The sequence below is a fragment of the Tateyamaria pelophila genome (assembly GCF_019966495.1).
GTDB lineage: Bacteria > Pseudomonadota > Alphaproteobacteria > Rhodobacterales > Rhodobacteraceae > Tateyamaria > Tateyamaria pelophila.
Genome location: NZ_JAIMIA010000058.1, coordinates 14,346 through 30,471, shown reverse-complemented (window position 1 = coordinate 30,471; position 16,126 = coordinate 14,346). Strand labels below are relative to the sequence as shown.

The 16,126-nt window shown below is 62.8% G+C and carries 9 protein-coding genes; 5 read left to right on the top strand and 4 right to left on the bottom strand.

The window, feature by feature from the left end; translation table 11 throughout:
* Positions 1-121: 121 nt before the first annotated feature.
* Positions 122-5,509 carry an alpha-2-macroglobulin family protein gene (locus LC354_RS16695; RefSeq protein ID WP_223425900.1) on the top strand — a complete coding sequence of 1,796 codons (5,388 nt, stop codon included), beginning with the start codon at positions 122-124 and terminating at the stop codon, positions 5,507-5,509.
* Positions 5,506-7,500, top strand: a complete 1,995-nt coding sequence (gene pbpC / locus LC354_RS16690; RefSeq protein ID WP_223425898.1) for a penicillin-binding protein 1C — start codon at positions 5,506-5,508, stop codon at positions 7,498-7,500. Before LC354_RS16695 ends, pbpC begins: the two co-directional genes overlap by 4 nt.
* A 35-nt stretch (positions 7,501-7,535) precedes the next feature.
* Here pbpC and LC354_RS16685 read toward each other — a convergent pair whose 3' ends face one another.
* Genes LC354_RS16685 through LC354_RS16670 form a run of 4 tightly spaced genes read right to left on the bottom strand, consistent with a single transcriptional unit; the run spans position 7,536 to position 14,222 of the window.
* Positions 7,536-9,578: a hypothetical protein gene (locus LC354_RS16685; protein WP_223425896.1), complete on the bottom strand. Its 2,043-nt coding sequence runs from the start codon at positions 9,576-9,578 to the stop codon at positions 7,536-7,538.
* Entirely contained in the window at positions 9,575-12,340 is a 2,766-nt protein-coding gene (locus LC354_RS16680) for a DUF4159 domain-containing protein (RefSeq protein WP_223425894.1), read from the bottom strand. The genes LC354_RS16685 and LC354_RS16680 overlap by 4 nt, the downstream gene beginning before the upstream one ends.
* Positions 12,337-13,218: a DUF58 domain-containing protein gene (locus tag LC354_RS16675; protein ID WP_223425892.1), complete on the bottom strand. Its 882-nt coding sequence runs from the start codon at positions 13,216-13,218 to the stop codon at positions 12,337-12,339. Before LC354_RS16675 ends, LC354_RS16680 begins: the two co-directional genes overlap by 4 nt.
* Complete coding sequence (locus tag LC354_RS16670; protein ID WP_223425890.1) at positions 13,215-14,222, bottom strand: AAA family ATPase; 1,008 nt, start codon at positions 14,220-14,222, stop codon at positions 13,215-13,217. The genes LC354_RS16675 and LC354_RS16670 overlap by 4 nt, the downstream gene beginning before the upstream one ends.
* A gap of 68 nt (positions 14,223-14,290) precedes the next feature.
* On the opposite strand from LC354_RS16670, the gene LC354_RS16665 reads away from it, so the two are divergent.
* The 3 genes from LC354_RS16665 to LC354_RS16655 all read left to right on the top strand — a co-directional run bounded on the left by LC354_RS16665 (position 14,291) and on the right by LC354_RS16655 (position 16,091).
* A complete protein-coding gene (locus LC354_RS16665) occupies positions 14,291-14,866 on the top strand; it encodes a DUF1285 domain-containing protein (RefSeq protein ID WP_223425888.1) in 576 nt (191 codons plus the stop codon).
* Positions 14,867-15,035: 169 nt separating this feature from the next.
* Positions 15,036-15,788: a hydroxypyruvate isomerase family protein gene (locus tag LC354_RS16660; protein ID WP_223425883.1), complete on the top strand. Its 753-nt coding sequence runs from the start codon at positions 15,036-15,038 to the stop codon at positions 15,786-15,788.
* Positions 15,789-15,863: 75 nt separating this feature from the next.
* Positions 15,864-16,091 (top strand): DUF2798 domain-containing protein, encoded by a 228-nt coding sequence (locus LC354_RS16655; protein WP_223425876.1) that lies wholly within the window; start codon positions 15,864-15,866, stop codon positions 16,089-16,091.
* The last annotated feature ends 35 nt before the right edge of the window (positions 16,092-16,126 follow it).

The following is a 16,126-nucleotide window of genomic DNA, read 5'->3' as shown; positions in this document are numbered from 1 at the left end:
AAGGCCTATATCAAATGGGAATGCCAGGATGCGTGATCATGCCAAATCCGAATTTCCAGACGTGGGGTTGCTCAATCGCCAAGTTGTTCGGATCAAGCCCAATCTGCCAAGGAGTAGCGCAATGCGCCATGTGATCGTGTCCCTTTTCGTCATGTGTTGGGCTGGTTTGGTCGGTGCGCAGGACGTCATTCCGCCAAATCGATATGTCCTGAGCGAGGATGTTGACTTTTACGGTGCAGACCGGACGGCGCTGTTCGACACGACGTTTGATGCGTGCCAGCGCGCGTGCAGTGCGGATGATGCATGCGTTGCCTTTACCTACAATGGCGTGGCGAATGCATGTTTTCCCAAGTCAGCGGTAAATGAGAGCAAGCCTTATGTCGGTGCGGTGTCTGCCGTGCGCTTGATGGCCGGGGCGAGCTTGCAGAACGGGGCGCAAACCCGCGCCAGTGCTCTGACGCTCACGGCCGAAGACTTGGCTGCCGCGCTTGATCTGGCGACCGGAATGGGCCGACGTTTCCCTGTGAACGACAGGACAGTTGAGGCGCTGGCCGATGCGTCACGATCCGAATGGCAGCAGGGCAATCGCGTTGCGGCGCTGCGGTGGATCGGGGCGGCCGTGGCGCTTGGAGACACACCCGATCTCTGGGCGCGCTATGCCTACATTTCGCTGCGCCTTTCGGACACGGTTTCGGCGTCTCAACGCCGCACTGCACGGTCCGAAGCCGTCCCGGCGGCCATCAACGCCTATTTGCGTGCGACGACGCCCGGCTCCCAGACATCATCTTTGAGCACTCTGGCAGAGGCGCTCGAGGCGAACCAGCGAGGCCGCGACATGTTAAGCGTCCTGCGTCTGGCCCAGTCGATCCAGCCGCGCGACGATATTGCGACCGCGCTGGAGGATGCCATTGGCAAATACGGGTTCCGCATTGTCGATCATGAGGTTCAGAGTGACAGTGCTGCACCGCGGATCTGCGCCACGTTTTCCGAACCCCTGGTTCAGGCCGGTGTCGATTACGAGCCCTTTGTGCGCATAGACGCCGAGGGGGTGGTGGTGCAGGCCGACAACCGCGATCTGTGCATCGATGGGGTGCGCCACGGGGAACGCTACCGGGTCACGTTCCGCTCGGGTCTGCCATCGGCCAGCGGCGAAACACTGAGCCGCGACATGGATTTAGACCTTTATGTCCGGGACCGGTCTCCGCTGGTCCGCTTTCCGGGCCGCAGTTATGTCTTACCGCGGAGCAGTGCCGCTGCGGTACCGATTGAGACGGTGAACCTCGACAGTGTCACGCTCACCCTCAGCCGGGTCAGTGATCGCAATCTGGTCCGCGCGATGCGCGATGGTTTGTTCGGGCGTCCCTTGGCGCAATGGCAGCTCTCTGACTTTAACGAAGAGATTGCGGAGGAGATTTGGCGCGGCACCGGCGACGTTCAAAACGATCTCAACGCCGAAATGCGGACGCGATTGCCGCTGGGCGATGCAATCAAGGATCAGGCGCCCGGCGTATATGTGTTGATGGCGCGTCCGTCGGGGGCAGACCCCAACGATGCCGCAACGGCCAGTCAGTGGTTTGTCCTGTCCGATCTGGGGTTAACCACTTGGCAAGGGACAGATGGGCTGACGGCAGCCGTGCGCAGGCTTGGTGACGCAGGGCCTGTCCCTGCTGCCACGGTTCGGCTGATCTCGCGTGCAAACGCGGTTTTGGGGGTTGCGGAAACGGACTCAGATGGCTTTGCGACCTTTCCGGCGGGTCTGACACGGGGCAACGGCGCATCGGCGCCGGCCTTGCTACAGGTCGAGACGGAAGATGATTTCGTATTCCTGCCGCTGACCGACCCGGCTTTCGATCTGTCGGATCGCGGCGTCGAGGGGCGCCCACCTGCGCCGCCCATCGATTTGTTTGTGACGACGGATCGTGGTGCTTACCGCCCCGGTGCGACAATCCATGTGACCGCTTTGGCCCGGACCGGCACGGTGTCGGCCATTCCGGGCTTGCCGATCACAGCGATCCTCAGCCGTCCGGATGGCGTGGAATACAGCCGGACGGTCAGCACCCAGGACCGGGCTGGCGGGCATGTGCTCAACCTGCCGATTGGCGCGAGCGTGCCGCGTGGCACCTGGCGGATTGACCTCAAGAGTGACCTGCAAGCTCCGCCGCTGGCCAGTCGGACGGTCTTGGTCGAAGACTTCGTTCCGGAACGGATCGACGTTGACCTGACCCTGCCCGAAAGCGATTTGCAGTTGGGCGGGCGCTACGATCTGGCCGTCGAAGCGCGTTATCTCTTTGGCGCCGCCGGTGCTGATTTGCCTGTTGAAGGGGATCTGACGCTGCGCCGCCGGACAGAAATCGAGGGATGGCCCGGTTACCGCTTTGGGCGCTATGACGGGGCATTCTCCGCGCGCCGATCAAATCTTGAGACCCGGCGAACGGACGCGGCAGGTCTTGCCGCGGTGCCGCTGGACTGGCCCGAGATCGACGTCGAGGAAATTCTGCTGGAAGCAGATTTGACGATCCGCGTTTCGGATGGAGCAGGTCGTCCCGTTGAACGGAGCATCACGCGCCCGGTCGCGCCGCAAGGCCCGCTGATCGGTATTCGCCCTACGTTCGACGACATTCTGCCCGAAGGCGGCACGGCACAGTTCGACCTCGTGGCCGTGGGTGCCGATGCTCCTGTTCCGGTGCAATGGACGGTCAACCGGATCGAAACGCGCTACCAGTGGTATCAGCTCTATGGCAACTGGAACTGGGAGCCGATCACCCGCAGGGTCCGCGTCGGACGCGGTGAATTGACCTTGACGGATACCCCAATCGCGTTTGAGACATCGACGGACTGGGGTGACTATGAGTTGGTCGTCGAGCGGACGGGCGGCCGGTACACGGCAAGCTCCGTTGCCTTTTCTGCCGGGTGGTATGGCGGCACAGACAGTGCCGCGACGCCGGATCGCCTGGTGCTGTCGCTTGACGCGGCCAGCTATGAGCTTGGCGATGTGGCGCAACTGCGTCTGGTGCCACCCTTTGACGGCGTGGCGCTTGTGACGGTCCTGTCTGACGGTGTGATCGCGCGCCAGTCAATACCGGTAACAGCGGGAGAGAGCGTGATCCCGCTTGAGGTGACCGAAAGCTGGGGCACGGGTGCATATGTCACCGCGTCAATTCTGCGGGGAACCTCCGCAGACGATTTTGGTCCGGCCCGTGTGCTGGGTCTGGCGCACGCTTCCGTCGATCCCGGAGACAAGGCCTTGAACGTCCGGATCAACGCGCCGACGATTGTGAGCGGTCAGGCGGGCGAGACGATGGTCGATATTCGCGTTGATGGCCTCGGCGAGACGCCCGGCTATGTCACGCTGGCCGCTGTCGATGTGGGTATTCTCAATCTGACCGGCTTTGAGGCTCCGGACCCGCAAGCCCATTACTTCGGTCAGCGTCGCCTCGGCGTGGAACTGCGTGACATGTATGGTCGTTTGATCGACGGGCGCGGCGGGGCCATGGGGCAAGTCCGGTCCGGCGGTGATGCGGGCAACCGAATGCAACGGCAAAGCCCACCGCCGACCGAAGCGGTGATGGCCAGTTTCCATGGGCCGGTAAGGGTCGGGCCGGACGGCAGGGCAACGGTTTCCATCCCGCGTCCAAACTTCAACGGAACGATCCGCCTGATGGCCGTGGCATGGTCTGATACCGGAGTGGGGCAGGCCACACAGGACATGCTGGCGCGTGATCCGGTGGTGATCTCCGCGGCATTGCCGCGGTTTATGGCGCCGGGGGATGAAAGTCGGCTGATGCTGGATTTCGTGCATGCCGAAGGGGCCACGGGCCCAATGGCGCTGACTGTGGCAGCCGAAGGCTTGGTTCTCGGACCGGTGCCGGGCCAGATCGACCTGACCGAAGGCGCAACCGTCCGTGTCCCAATCGCGCTGTCTGTAAATGAAGTTGGCGATCACCAGATCAGCGTCGCACTGACTTTGCCTGACGGCACAGCGCTGACGAAGGTCTTGACCCTTGGCGTGCGATCGACCGATCCGATCATCGCCAGCACCCGCCGCTTCAGTCTTGGGGCGGGGGAGGTCTTCACCTTTGACAACAATGTCTTTGCCAATCTGCGTCCGGCATCGGCGCGGGCCACCTTGTCGGCCGGGCCTTTGGCGCGTTTTGATATGCCCGCCCTGTTGCGGCAGCTGGATCGATACCCCTATGGCTGCACCGAACAGGTCACGTCTGCGGCACTGCCGCTGTTGTATCTGCCGAACGTGGCAGGGGCCGCCGGGATCGAAGGGATCGGCGACCGCATCGAAACCGCGATTGCCCAAGTCCTCACCCGTCAGGCCAGCAACGGCGCATTCGGCCTCTGGAGCGCGCAGAGCGGCGCGTTTTGGCTGGATGCCTATGTCACCGATTTCCTCAGCCAGGCGCAGGCCAAAGGGTACCGTGTGCCCGACGTCGCGATGCGGCTGGCTTTGGACAATCTGCGTAACCGGATCAACTATGCCCCGGATTTTGACAGCGGCGGCGAAGATATCGCCTATGCCCTCTGGGTTCTGGCCCGCGAAGGTGCTGCGGCAATAGGTGATCTGCGATATTATGCTGACGCCAAGGCGGAAGCCTTTGCAACGTCCTTGGCACGGGGTCAATTGGGGGCAGCCTTGGCAAGCTATGGCGAGCAAACGCGGGCGGACCGCATGTTTGGATTGGCTGAGGATCTGGCGCGGACCGAGACGTTCAATTCCACGACGTGGCGTGAGGACTTCGGGTCACCGCTGCGGGATAGGGCCGGTTTGTTGTATCTGGCGGCAGAGGCAGACAGCACGCGCATCGACCGCACGGCCTTGGCGCAATCCATCACGGATCACACCGGGCGCTTTTCCACGCAGGAGGCCGCACAAGTTCTGATGGCGGCGCAAGCTGTGCGTACATCGGCTGGCCCTGCCACCTTGTCGCTGGATGATGTACCTGTCAGCGGACCGCTGGTGCAGACCCGCGCAGAAGGTGACCCGGTGTCGGTCATCCGCAATGTTTCCGGCAGGCCGCAAGACGTCACGCTGACCACTTACGGCGTGCCCGATGTCGCTCCGGAGGCCGGAGGTTATGGTTATGCGATCACGCGCGAAACCTATGACCTGAATGGCCAGCGGGTCGAAGGGCCATGGACCGTCGGCGAGCGGCGTGTCGTCGTGCTGCGCGTGACCCCGTTCGAAGAGGTGGGGGCACGCCTGATCGTGGATGATCCGCTGCCCGCAGGGATCGAGATCGACAATCCCAACGTGCTTCGCGCGGGCGATGTGCGGGCTCTGGACTGGCTGAACCTGACCGAAGCCGAGCACGCCGAATTCCGCACGGACAGGTTCATCGCGGCGGTCAATCAACGCGACAGCATGCCCTTTACCCTCGCCTATGTGGCGCGCGCCGTCAGTCCCGGTATTTTTCACCACCCGGCCGCTTTGGTTGAGGATATGTACCGCCCTGAATATCGCGCGATCACCGGGACGGGCGCGACCACGGTCACGGAATGAGGCTGCACTGGCCTTTGATGGCCTTGGCGGCGCTGCTGATGGCGACCGCAGCGGCTCGTGACGGTTGGGACGGTTGGGTCGCGCGGACAAAGCTGCCGCAGACGCTGACCGAAACTTCAGTCGAGATGCACGACCGGAACGGCGCGGTCATGCGTCTCTTTGCAGTCGAGGATGGCCGCATCCGTCTGGCCGTCCCAAGCGGCGGCGTTGATCCCGATATGATCGATATGCTGATCGCTTATGAGGACAAGCGGTTCCGGTCCCATAACGGTGTCGATGGGTGGGCGATGGCCCGCGCTGTGGGGCAGGCGTTTTGGTCCGGGCGCGTCGTTTCGGGGGGCTCTACGTTGACGATGCAGACGGCGCGCCTGCTGGAAAACTCGGGCACCGGTTCGATCAAAGGCAAGTTGCGGCAAATGCGGCTCGCATGGGCGTTGGAACGCAAGCTCAGCAAGGACGAAATTCTGCACCTTTACCTGCAACACGCGCCTTATGGAGGGCGGATTGAAGGGGTGCGCAGTGCGTCCTACATCTGGTTCGGCAAAGAGCCAAGGCGCCTGTCGCCGTCCGAAGCCGCGCTCTTGATTGCACTTCCACAATCGCCCGAGGCACGCCGCCCCGACAGACATCCCGAGGCGGCCCGATCGGCGCGTGACCGTGTGCTTGCGCGCGTCGGCGCAGATCCGGTCACCGCGCGGGTGCCGCGCGAGATGCGGCCTCTGCCCCGTCTTGCGCCGCATCTGGCGGATGCGCTTGTGGCCGATGATCCGCTCAACCGACGTTTTGACACGGTTTTGGACGCCGGACTGCAGTCACAGATGGAGGCATTGGCCCGCAGGCACATCGCGGATCAGCCTTCAGGCGTGTCGCTGGCGATCATGGTGGCGGATCACCAAAGCGGCGAGGTGCGGGCCCGCGTCGGCGCGCCGCATTATACGGACGCCTCGGGCGCTTTGGGATATGTGGACATGACGCGGGCCAAACGTTCGCCCGGATCGACCCTGAAACCCGTCATTTATGCCTTGGCCTTTGATCGCGGGCTTGCTCACCCCGAGATGATCTTTGCGGACCGACCCACGCGGTTTGGTCGCTATGCGCCGCAAAACTTTGACGGCCAGTTTCGTGGCGATGTCACGGCCCGCCAGGCGCTCGGCCTGTCGCTGAACATTCCACCGGTTGCATTGACGCACGCACTGGGGCCGGAACGGCTGATGGTCACGCTCCGTCGGTTCGGAGCCAAGCCCGAGCTGCCCGGCGGCGTGCCGGGTCTGGCGGTTGCCTTGGGAGGGGTCGGGTTGAGTCTTGAGGATATGGTGACGGTCTATGCGGGTCTCGCGCGGTTGGGACGGGCGCAGGATCTGGCCGATACGGCACCAGCCCGCATGCCCGGTGCCCAGATCATTGCGCCTCGCGCGGCATGGCAGGTGGGCGATATTCTGCGCGGCATTGCGCCGCCAACGGGTGCTCTTGGTGGTTTGGCCTACAAGACCGGCACGTCCTACGGGCACCGGGACGCCTGGGCGCTTGGATATGACGGAACGCATGTGATCGGCGTCTGGATGGGTCGGCCGGACGGGACGCCCGTGCCGGGAGCGTTCGGGGGCGATCATGCGGCGCCGATCCTGTTCGAAGCATTCGGGCGGCTCAAGCCGATTTACGACGCACCGCCGCCGCCGCCCGCAGATACTCTGATGCGCGCGACCTCGGACTTGCCGCAAAACCTGCGTCGGTTCGGTCCTCGGGATATGAAACAGCGCGGTCCTCGATTGGTGTTTCCTCCTGACGGCGCAATTCTGGCCCAGCCCGATACCTTTCTGAAGGTCGAAGGCGGAACCCTGCCGCTCACCATTTTGATAAACGGTGCGCCCGCCGCAACCGGCGTTCGGGAGCGTTTGGTGGATATTGGACGATTGGGTCCGGGTTTTACCCGGATTGCGGTCGTCGATGCCGCGGGACAGTCCGTTTCTTCTCAGGTCGAGATCCGCCCCTGACCTCACGCGGACAAACCGCGCACATCGTGGCAGGCTTAGCGTCGGCCTTCACGCAACCAGGCGGCTGTTATGAAAGAAGCGGCCAGTAAGAGTACGAGCCAGGGCGGCAACAGCGCCGATTGTCGGACATCCTGCGTCTCGTAAGCGCCGCGTGGTGTGATACCGATCCAGCCGCGCCCAGCTGCCGGCCGTCCTTCGCGGACCGTGCGAATGCGCGGTGTGCCCTCTTCCAGCCGAAGAATGCCTCCTTGCGTCGCTGCAACGCGGTCTGCCATGACTGAGGCGGTTGCTATGGTTGCCTCAAATTCACGCGGAGCGGCGGGGCCGAGGCCGATGACAGCAGTCTGGTCGCCGTTCTCCAGGCGATAAAGACCGATCTCAGGCCCTTCAAAGCGCGTGGCAAACTGACCCGGAGCGACGGCGTCGAGATCCAGTATGGTCTCCGTTCCGTCCGGGCCCGTGATCGTCACCGGCGGAACCTCTTCGGACAAAGTGCGCCGGACGATGCGCATGCTTTGGCCGGTCGCCGTGGCGGTCAGGGCTTCTTCTTCCAGCTCCGGTTCTTTCATCATCCAATGGGCGAGGCGGCGCAACAGTTCCAGTTGCGGCCCGCCCCCTTCGTAACCACGATTCCAGAGCCATGCGTGATCCGATGCCAAAAGCGCCACGCGGCCCTGTTCCACACGATCAAGGATGAGCAGGGGGCGGTCATCGATACCTTCCATCACCACGGAGCCGGTTCGGGGGTCGACGTCGATCTGGCGCAGCCAGCGTCCCCAATCCCCGGCGCCGGGCATGCCTGTGGTCACCGGATGGCGTTCGCCAATATCCGATACGACCGGGCGGAACGCTTCTTCGAGGACGCGCGCGGAGGGCTGTGCGGGGATGACCGCACCCAATGGCGAACGAAAGAGGCTGTCGGCCCCGGCAAAATCCGGGCCTGCCGCGACCAGAACCGCCCCGCCATCGCGCACGTACCGCGCCACGTTGTCGAGGTAGAGAGCGGGCAGAATACCGCGCCGCTTGTAACGGTCAAAGATGATCAGATCGAAGTCATCGATCTTTTCCAGAAAGAGTTCGCGGGTGGGAAACGCGATCAGCGACAACTCCCCAACCGGTACGCCGTCTTGCTTTTCAGGCGGGCGCAGGATGGTGAAGTGGACCAGATCGACAGAACTGTCTGATTTCAGCAGGTTGCGCCACGTACGGCCGCCGGCATGCGGTTCTCCCGACACCAAAAGCACGCGCAGGCGGTCCCGGATGCCGTTGATCTGGATCAGGGCTGTATTGTTGCGGTCCGTCAACTCTCCGTCCGCCTCGGGCACCGTGAACTGGATCACATTGCGCCCGCCATGGGGCAGGGTGATGGGCAGGGTGATGTCTTCGCCGATGCGGACATTAAAGCGCTGTGCAGGCGCGCCATCGACCGAGATATCCAAAGGCGCAAGGCCGGTTTCCGTTGGGGCGGCCCCGCTGTCTTCGATGCGCAGGGTCAGCGTGACAGGTTCGCCGATGATCGCAAAGGCGGGTGCGTTCTGCACCAGCAGGCGCCGATCCCAATCGGTCTCCCGACCGGTCAGCAAAACATGCATGGGAGCGGGCAGATCCACCGGCAGATCAGCGTCATGCACCTGTCCGTCACTGAGCGCGATGATGCCTGCGATCCGCGCGCGCGGCTCTTCGGCCAGCGCGTCGGAGATGGCTGCCATCAACCGGGTGCCTGCATCTTCTTCGCCATCGGGCACGGTGACCTGACGCACTTCGGTGCCTTCACGCGCCGACAGCGCCGTGGTCAATGCTGCGACGGCGTCAGCGGTTTGCGCGGGCCTGTCGGTCAGACGTTGGCTTGCGCTCTGGTCTTCGGCAAGGATCACGATATCGGTCAGGGGCGCGCGGTCTTCTTGTTGGAAGGCAGGGCCGGTGAGGGCGGCCAGCACCACAAGGCCCGCCAGACCGCGCAAGGCCCACCCGCTCAGCCCCCGCATCAAGGCAAGGACCACGCCGCCAATCACGACAACGGCCAAAATGGCAAGAACGGGCCACGGCAGAAGCGGGTCAAACAGTACGGTTCCGGTCATTGGCCCAGCCGATCCAGCAACGCAGGCACATGAACCTGATCGCTTTTGTAATTCCCAGTCAGCACATGCATGACCAGATTGACTCCAAAGCGGTAGGCCAACTCGCGTTGCCGCTCGCCGCCAAAACCACGGCCAACGGGCAGCAAGGGTTGCCCTGTCTCAGTGACGGCCCATGCCGCGGCCCAATCGTTGCCGCCAATCACAACCGGCGTGACACCGTCATTGAGGTTGCGAAACGGCATGCCTTCGACCTGTTCCGCCCCGGGGGGCGCGGCTTCAACCCAGACCTCGCTATTCATGTGGCGCCCCGGGAAGTCCTGCAACAAGTAGAAGGTACGGGTCAGCACATGGTCGCGTGGCACAGGTTCAAGCGCCGGGATGTCCAGTGCAGCGGCCAGATCGCGCAGTTTGCGACCATTCGGGCTGTTGCTGGTAAAGCCTGCCACATCCGCGTCGCGCGTGTCGAACAGGATCAACCCGCCGGACCGCAGGTAATCATTCAGCTTGGCGTAGGCCTCTTGCGACGGGCGGGGCTGATCCGGCGTAATCGGCCAGTAAAGCATCGGGAAAAAGGCAAGCTCGTCGGTTTCGAGGTTCACGCCAATGGGCTGGTCCGGTTCCACGGATGTGCGGAAAAACAGCGTGTCGGACAGGCCGCGCAGGCCCGCTTCGGAAATTTCGTCCACGTCTGGGTTACCGGTTATGACATAGGCCAACACGACTTCGGCAGCAGCGCGAATTTCCCCGTCGGCACTTTGCTGGGCGTCGGCATAGGGTGTGGGGAAAGTGAGGAGCAACAGCGCACCGATCGCCGCGGTCCGACTGGCGCGGATGCCGCCCGTCAGGCGACCAGACAAGGCCAGCGATGCGATGACGTCCAGCAGCAACAGCGCGATGGATGCGGCCAGCAAAATGCCGCCCAAAGGTTGCTCGGGCACAACGGTCAACCCGGAGACGGGGATGCGCGGTGGCCAAACAGCGGGTTCCAGAACCGCGTCGGCGGTCAAAACATTGCGCGCAAGGCTGCGATCACCGGATGTGTAGACTCCGGGCAGCAAGGAGGGGCTGGCCGGGTCGGTGACAAGTTGCGGGCCCGGGACGCCGGGCATCGCGCCCGCATCCGTCAGTGCACCAAAGCCGTCCATTACGATTTGCGGGGTCCAGATCGTGCCCTCAAGGTCTTCGGCGGCAGGGCTTGCGCCGGTGGATGAAATCGCCAGCCGTTCCATCATTTCGACGAACAGTCCTGACAACGGAAGCGAAGACCATTCGGCGTTGGCGGTCACATGAAACAGGACAATCTGTCCCTGCCCACTGCGTTTGCGGGTCACCAGCGGCGTGCCGTCGGTCAACTCCGCAATCACGCGATCGGCCAGCGTCGGGTCGGGCTGCGCCATCACCTGTGCCGTCACGACCACGTCTTCGGGCAGTGCCAGGCCAAAGAAAGGTGACCCTTCGCGGAACGGGGCCAGCGCCTTGGGCGAGCCCCAGCTCATCGCGCCACCGACGCTGCGCCCGCCAGAGCGCAGGCGCACCGGCATCAGCGGATCCTCGACGCTGCGGCTGATGTCGCTGGCAGCGACACGCGGCCCGGCAAAGCGGACCAACAGGCCGCCGTTGTCGACCCAGTCCGAAATGGCTTCAGCCTCGCCTTCAGCCAGTGTTGCCACATCCGCAAGGATGATGACATCTGGATTGGCGGGCAACACGTCACTGAGCGCGCCATTCAACAAATCGGCGGTCGGGGCCAGCGCCCGTTCAAGGTAGTGCAAAGGCGACAACAACTCGAGGCCCTCGCGCCCATCACGGCCCGCGATCAAAGCCACTTCGCGGCGTCGCAGGCTGTCGTCCACGAGCGTGACGGCTCCGGCAGAGCGGGCGCGCTGCACCTCGAACCGGGTGACGCGGGCGCGCAATTCGGCGGGCAAGGACAATGACGTTTGCGCCTCCGTATCTCCGGGGGCAAAGACGGCAGTGGCCGTGGCCAGCATTGCGGCATTACCCGCCGGGTCGCGGCCCTGGGCAAGGACGTTCAGCGCTTGTTCCTGTCCGGGCAGCGCGCGCAATGCGGTCAATTCGACAACGCCGTCCACATAGGCTGCGGGAGCAAGAGCCACGACGTTCGAGGCCGATTGCACGACGCGCACATCCCCGCGCGCCTCTAGCGCTTCAAGCAGGGGGGGCTGAGATCCATAGTCCAACCCGTCACTGAACCAAACCGTTTCGAACCCACCGTCGGGCAAAAATTCCAGTGCCGTATTCGGGTCTCCCGGTTGCCAAGGCGTCGGCATGATCCCCGGCAGGCGCGAAATCAACGTATTTGCGGCCTGAAAAACGGTCGCTTCGGGCATGGTCAGTTGGAAAATCGCGACTTCCCGCCCTGCCACACTTGCGCGGCGCAACTCTGCCTCGACTGCCTGCATCTGGCGCGGCCACTGGCCCGCGCCCGCCCAACTGCCATCAAGCACGATCAGCAAGGGGCCGTCGCCGTCTTCAGCGGTATCCGAAGGATTGAGGACGGGGCCTGCCAACCCGATGATCATCGCGGCAACGGCCAGCATGCGCAGCAAAAGCAACCACCAGGGCGTGCGATCCGAGACTGCCTCGTCATCCTTGAGACCTAAAAGCAACGCAACGCCTGGAAAGCGCTGGCGGATGGGGGCGGGCGGTATTGCACGCAGGATAAACCACAGGATCGGCAAAGCGATCAGGGCCGTCAGCAACCAGGGGGCGGCAAAACCGATAGCACCAAATAAGGTCATGCGCTGGCCCTTCCGCCGTCAAGGGCACGCCACAGCCACAACAGGCCCGACTGCGCAGACGATCCGGTATGATGCAGGCCGTATTGCCAACCTGCCACGGAACAAAGCTGTTGCAACTCGGCTTTGCGTTCGGCCAGACGTTCGAGATAGCGGTCTTTCAAGTCGGAAGCCTTCAAGGTTTCATGCTCCAATGTGCCGCCCACACTGTGAAAAATGGTGCGACCCCGGAAGGGAAAGGCCTCTTCCGCCGGATCAAGCACGTGATAGAGGATGCCGCGCACGCCCCGGTCAGCGGCTTTGGTCAAGGCGGTGCGGACCGCGTCGATGTCGCCCATGAAATCCGAGATAAACACGGCGCGGGCGTGAGGGATCATGGCGCGGTGCTCGGGCGGGCTGTAATCTTCTTCTGCGTCTTCCGAAAACATTTCCGCAAGGCGCAGAACCTGAGCATTTCCCCGGCGTGGGGGCAGGCGTGTGCCGGTCAACCCGACGCGTTCACCGCCCCGGATCAGCAGGATGGACAGAGCCAGCCCCAGCACCCGGGCCCGTTCGGCCTTGGTCCCCAGATCGGGGGTTGAGGCGAAGCGCATCGAGGCCCCCTGATCCACCCAAAGCATCACCGATTGTGCAATCTGCCATTCCCGTTCGCGCACGAACTGAACGTCGCCCATCGCACTGCGGCGATGATCGATCATGCGCAGACTGTCGCCCACCTGAGCCGGACGGTATTGCCAGAAATCATCCCCCATCCCAGCGCGACGGCGGCCATGCTCACCCAGCAGGACAGCGCCCGCCAGATGTTCGGCACGCGCAAGCAGGGCCGGCAGGCGCGCGGCCTGCGTCTCTGCCTTTTCGCGCAGGGCAAGGGGCTTGATCACGCAGCGGCCTCGCGGCGGCTCAGATTGGCTGCGGTTTCGTCGATCAGGTCGGACAGGCTGTCGCCCCGCGCGCGGGCGGCAAAGTTCAGCGCCATGCGGTGGGTGAGAACGGGGCGGGCCATATCGATTACGTCCTCGGCGGATGGGGCCAATCGGCCCTGCAACAGGGCACGGGCACGCACGGCCAGCATCAAGGCCTGTGCCGCACGCGGGCCGGGGCCCCATGCGACGGTCTCACGAACTTTTTCGGGGGCGTCCGCCTCGCCAGGACGGAACGCCCGCACCAGATCAAGAATCATTTCCACGACACTTTCGCCGACGGGCATACGACGCAGCACCTTTTGGGCCGCCAGCAATTCACCGTCGGAGAAGACCTGAACCGACTTTTCATCCGCGATCCCGGTTGTCGCCAACAGGATGTCGCGCTCGGTAGCGCGGTCGGGATACATGACATCGATCTGAACGAGGAAGCGGTCAAGTTGCGCTTCTGGCAGGGGGTAGGTGCCCTCCTGTTCGATCGGGTTTTGCGTGGCCAACACGTGAAACGGCACGCCAAGGGGGCGGTCTTCGCCCGCAACGGTCACTGTTTTTTCCTGCATGGCCTGCAACAGCGCCGATTGCGTGCGGGGCGAGGCGCGGTTGATCTCGTCTGCCATCAGCAACTGACAGAACACCGGTCCGGGCACGAACCGAAACGCGCGGGTACCGTCTTCGGTGGTGTCCAGCACCTCGGAGCCAAGTATATCCGCAGGCATCAGGTCGGGTGTGAACTGGATACGGCTGCCATCAAGGCCCATCACGGTGCTGAGCGTTTCGACCAGACGGGTCTTGCCCAGACCGGGCAGGCCAATCAGCAATCCGTGCCCGCCACATAAAAGTGCCGTGAGTGACAGATCGACAACCCGTTCCTGGCCGATGAAGCGGCGGGTGATGGAGGCCTTGGCCTCGGCCAATTTGGCCTCGAGCGCCTCGATTTCGGTCACAAGGTCTTCTGCGTCGGTCATGACTTCTCTTTCATCAAACATATATGATTTGGTGTAACCTATCTCTACAACGCGGAATGGCAAAACATATGAGCGGACAAAAAACCGTGACACCCGATGCAGAAGGCCTTGTAGCGTCGATCAATGCCACAAAAACACGCGGTTTGCCGCCTGTGCACCTGTGGAACCCGCCGTTTTGCGGGGATCTGGATATGCGGATTGCCCGCGACGGGACGTGGTTTTACCAGGGCACGCCCATCGGACGGCCCGGATTGGTCAAATTGTTCTCATCGATTCTCAAGCGGGAAGACGGCAAATACTATCTTGTGACCCCTGTTGAGAAGGTCGGAATCACGGTCGATGACGCGCCTTTTGTGGCGATTGATTTCGAACCGTTGGGCGAAGGGGAGGCGCAGGATTTGCGCTTTGTGACCCATGTGGAGGATAGTGCCGTTGCCGGGCCGGATCATCCGATCCGGGTTGAACGTGATCCTGAAACAGGGGAGCCGTCACCCTACATTCTGATCCGCGCCGATTTGGAGGCATTGATCGATCGCAAGAGTTTCTATCGTTTGGTCGACCTTGGCGTACATCACGATGGTTGGTTCGGTGTTTGGTCAGGCGGTCAGTTTTTCGGGATCATACCGTCGGCAGAATTGCCCTGAGTATGGCGAACCGGGGGTGCGCCTTACGGGCGTGACACTGCCTTTGGCGGCGTCCTGTAAGGCGGAGGCGTCCTCCGCCCTGCGCGCAATGAGTGCAGTGGCATTGCTTGGCGCGGCTATCCAGGACGTTTTGATGGTGTGTGCGGCCAACGCGCGATAGTCTGCGATCATGTTGAAATTTGCCGCGAACCTGACGCATCTTTGGGCCGAACTCCCCTATCTCGACCGCTTTGACGCGGCCGCCGAAGCCGGATTTGGGGCTGTTGAAGTGTTGCAGCCCTATGACGTTGCGGCACCCGAAACCCAACGTGCATTGCGCCGCAACGGATTGCAGATGATCTTGCTCGATGCACCGGGGCCGAATTACACAGGAGGAGCGCGGGGTTTTGCCGCCACAATCAACGGCGAAGCGCGGTTCGATTTCGATATGCGCCGCGCTGTCCGTTATGCCCAAGCTCTGGGTGCGACCTATATTCAAGTGATGAGTGGTCCAGGCGCGGGCGATGTCGCCATGGCCGCGATGATTGCCAATCTCAAACGCGCGTCCAAACAATTGCCAGACGGACTTTGCCTGACGTTGGAACCTTTGAATACCCAAGACAATCCGGGCTGCTTCCTGTCGCGTTTCGACTTGGCCGCAGAGATCATTGATGCCGTAGGCGCGCCGAATGTGGCCCTGCAATATGACAGCTATCACGCCCAGATAATCACAGGTGACGCTGTCGCCACCTTTCACGATATGCGCCCGCTGATCCGCCATATCCAGATTGGCGACGCACCCGGACGCACAGCGCCGGGCAAGGGAAATGTGGATTTCCCAGCCCTCTTCGCCGCGATTGAGGCGTCTGATTACGAAGGCTGGGTCAGTGCGGAGTACACGCCCGAGGGGCGCACGGAAACCGGCCTTGATTGGATGCGGTGATGGTGCGGACGGATGCGCTTTTCATTCTGGGGCAGTGGCTTTAGAAAAACCTCATTCGATGCAACGAGGTGTTCCGTGATCCCTGCCCGCTATTCTCACATCGCCTTCGGGTTTTTTCTGAGCGGTCTAATGTCGTTTCTGGTCTCAGGCATTTCGACGGTTTTGGCGATCGGATTTGTCCCGGGGTTCTTTGGTCAGTGGATCGGCGGGTGGTTGCCCAGTTGGGCTGTTGCCTTTCCGGCGGTCCTGTTTGTGGCACCGCTGGCACGCCGATTGGTGGCGGCCATCACAGCACCTGAATAAATCACCGATTCGATCGCCGCGCTTTGACGGGGGGC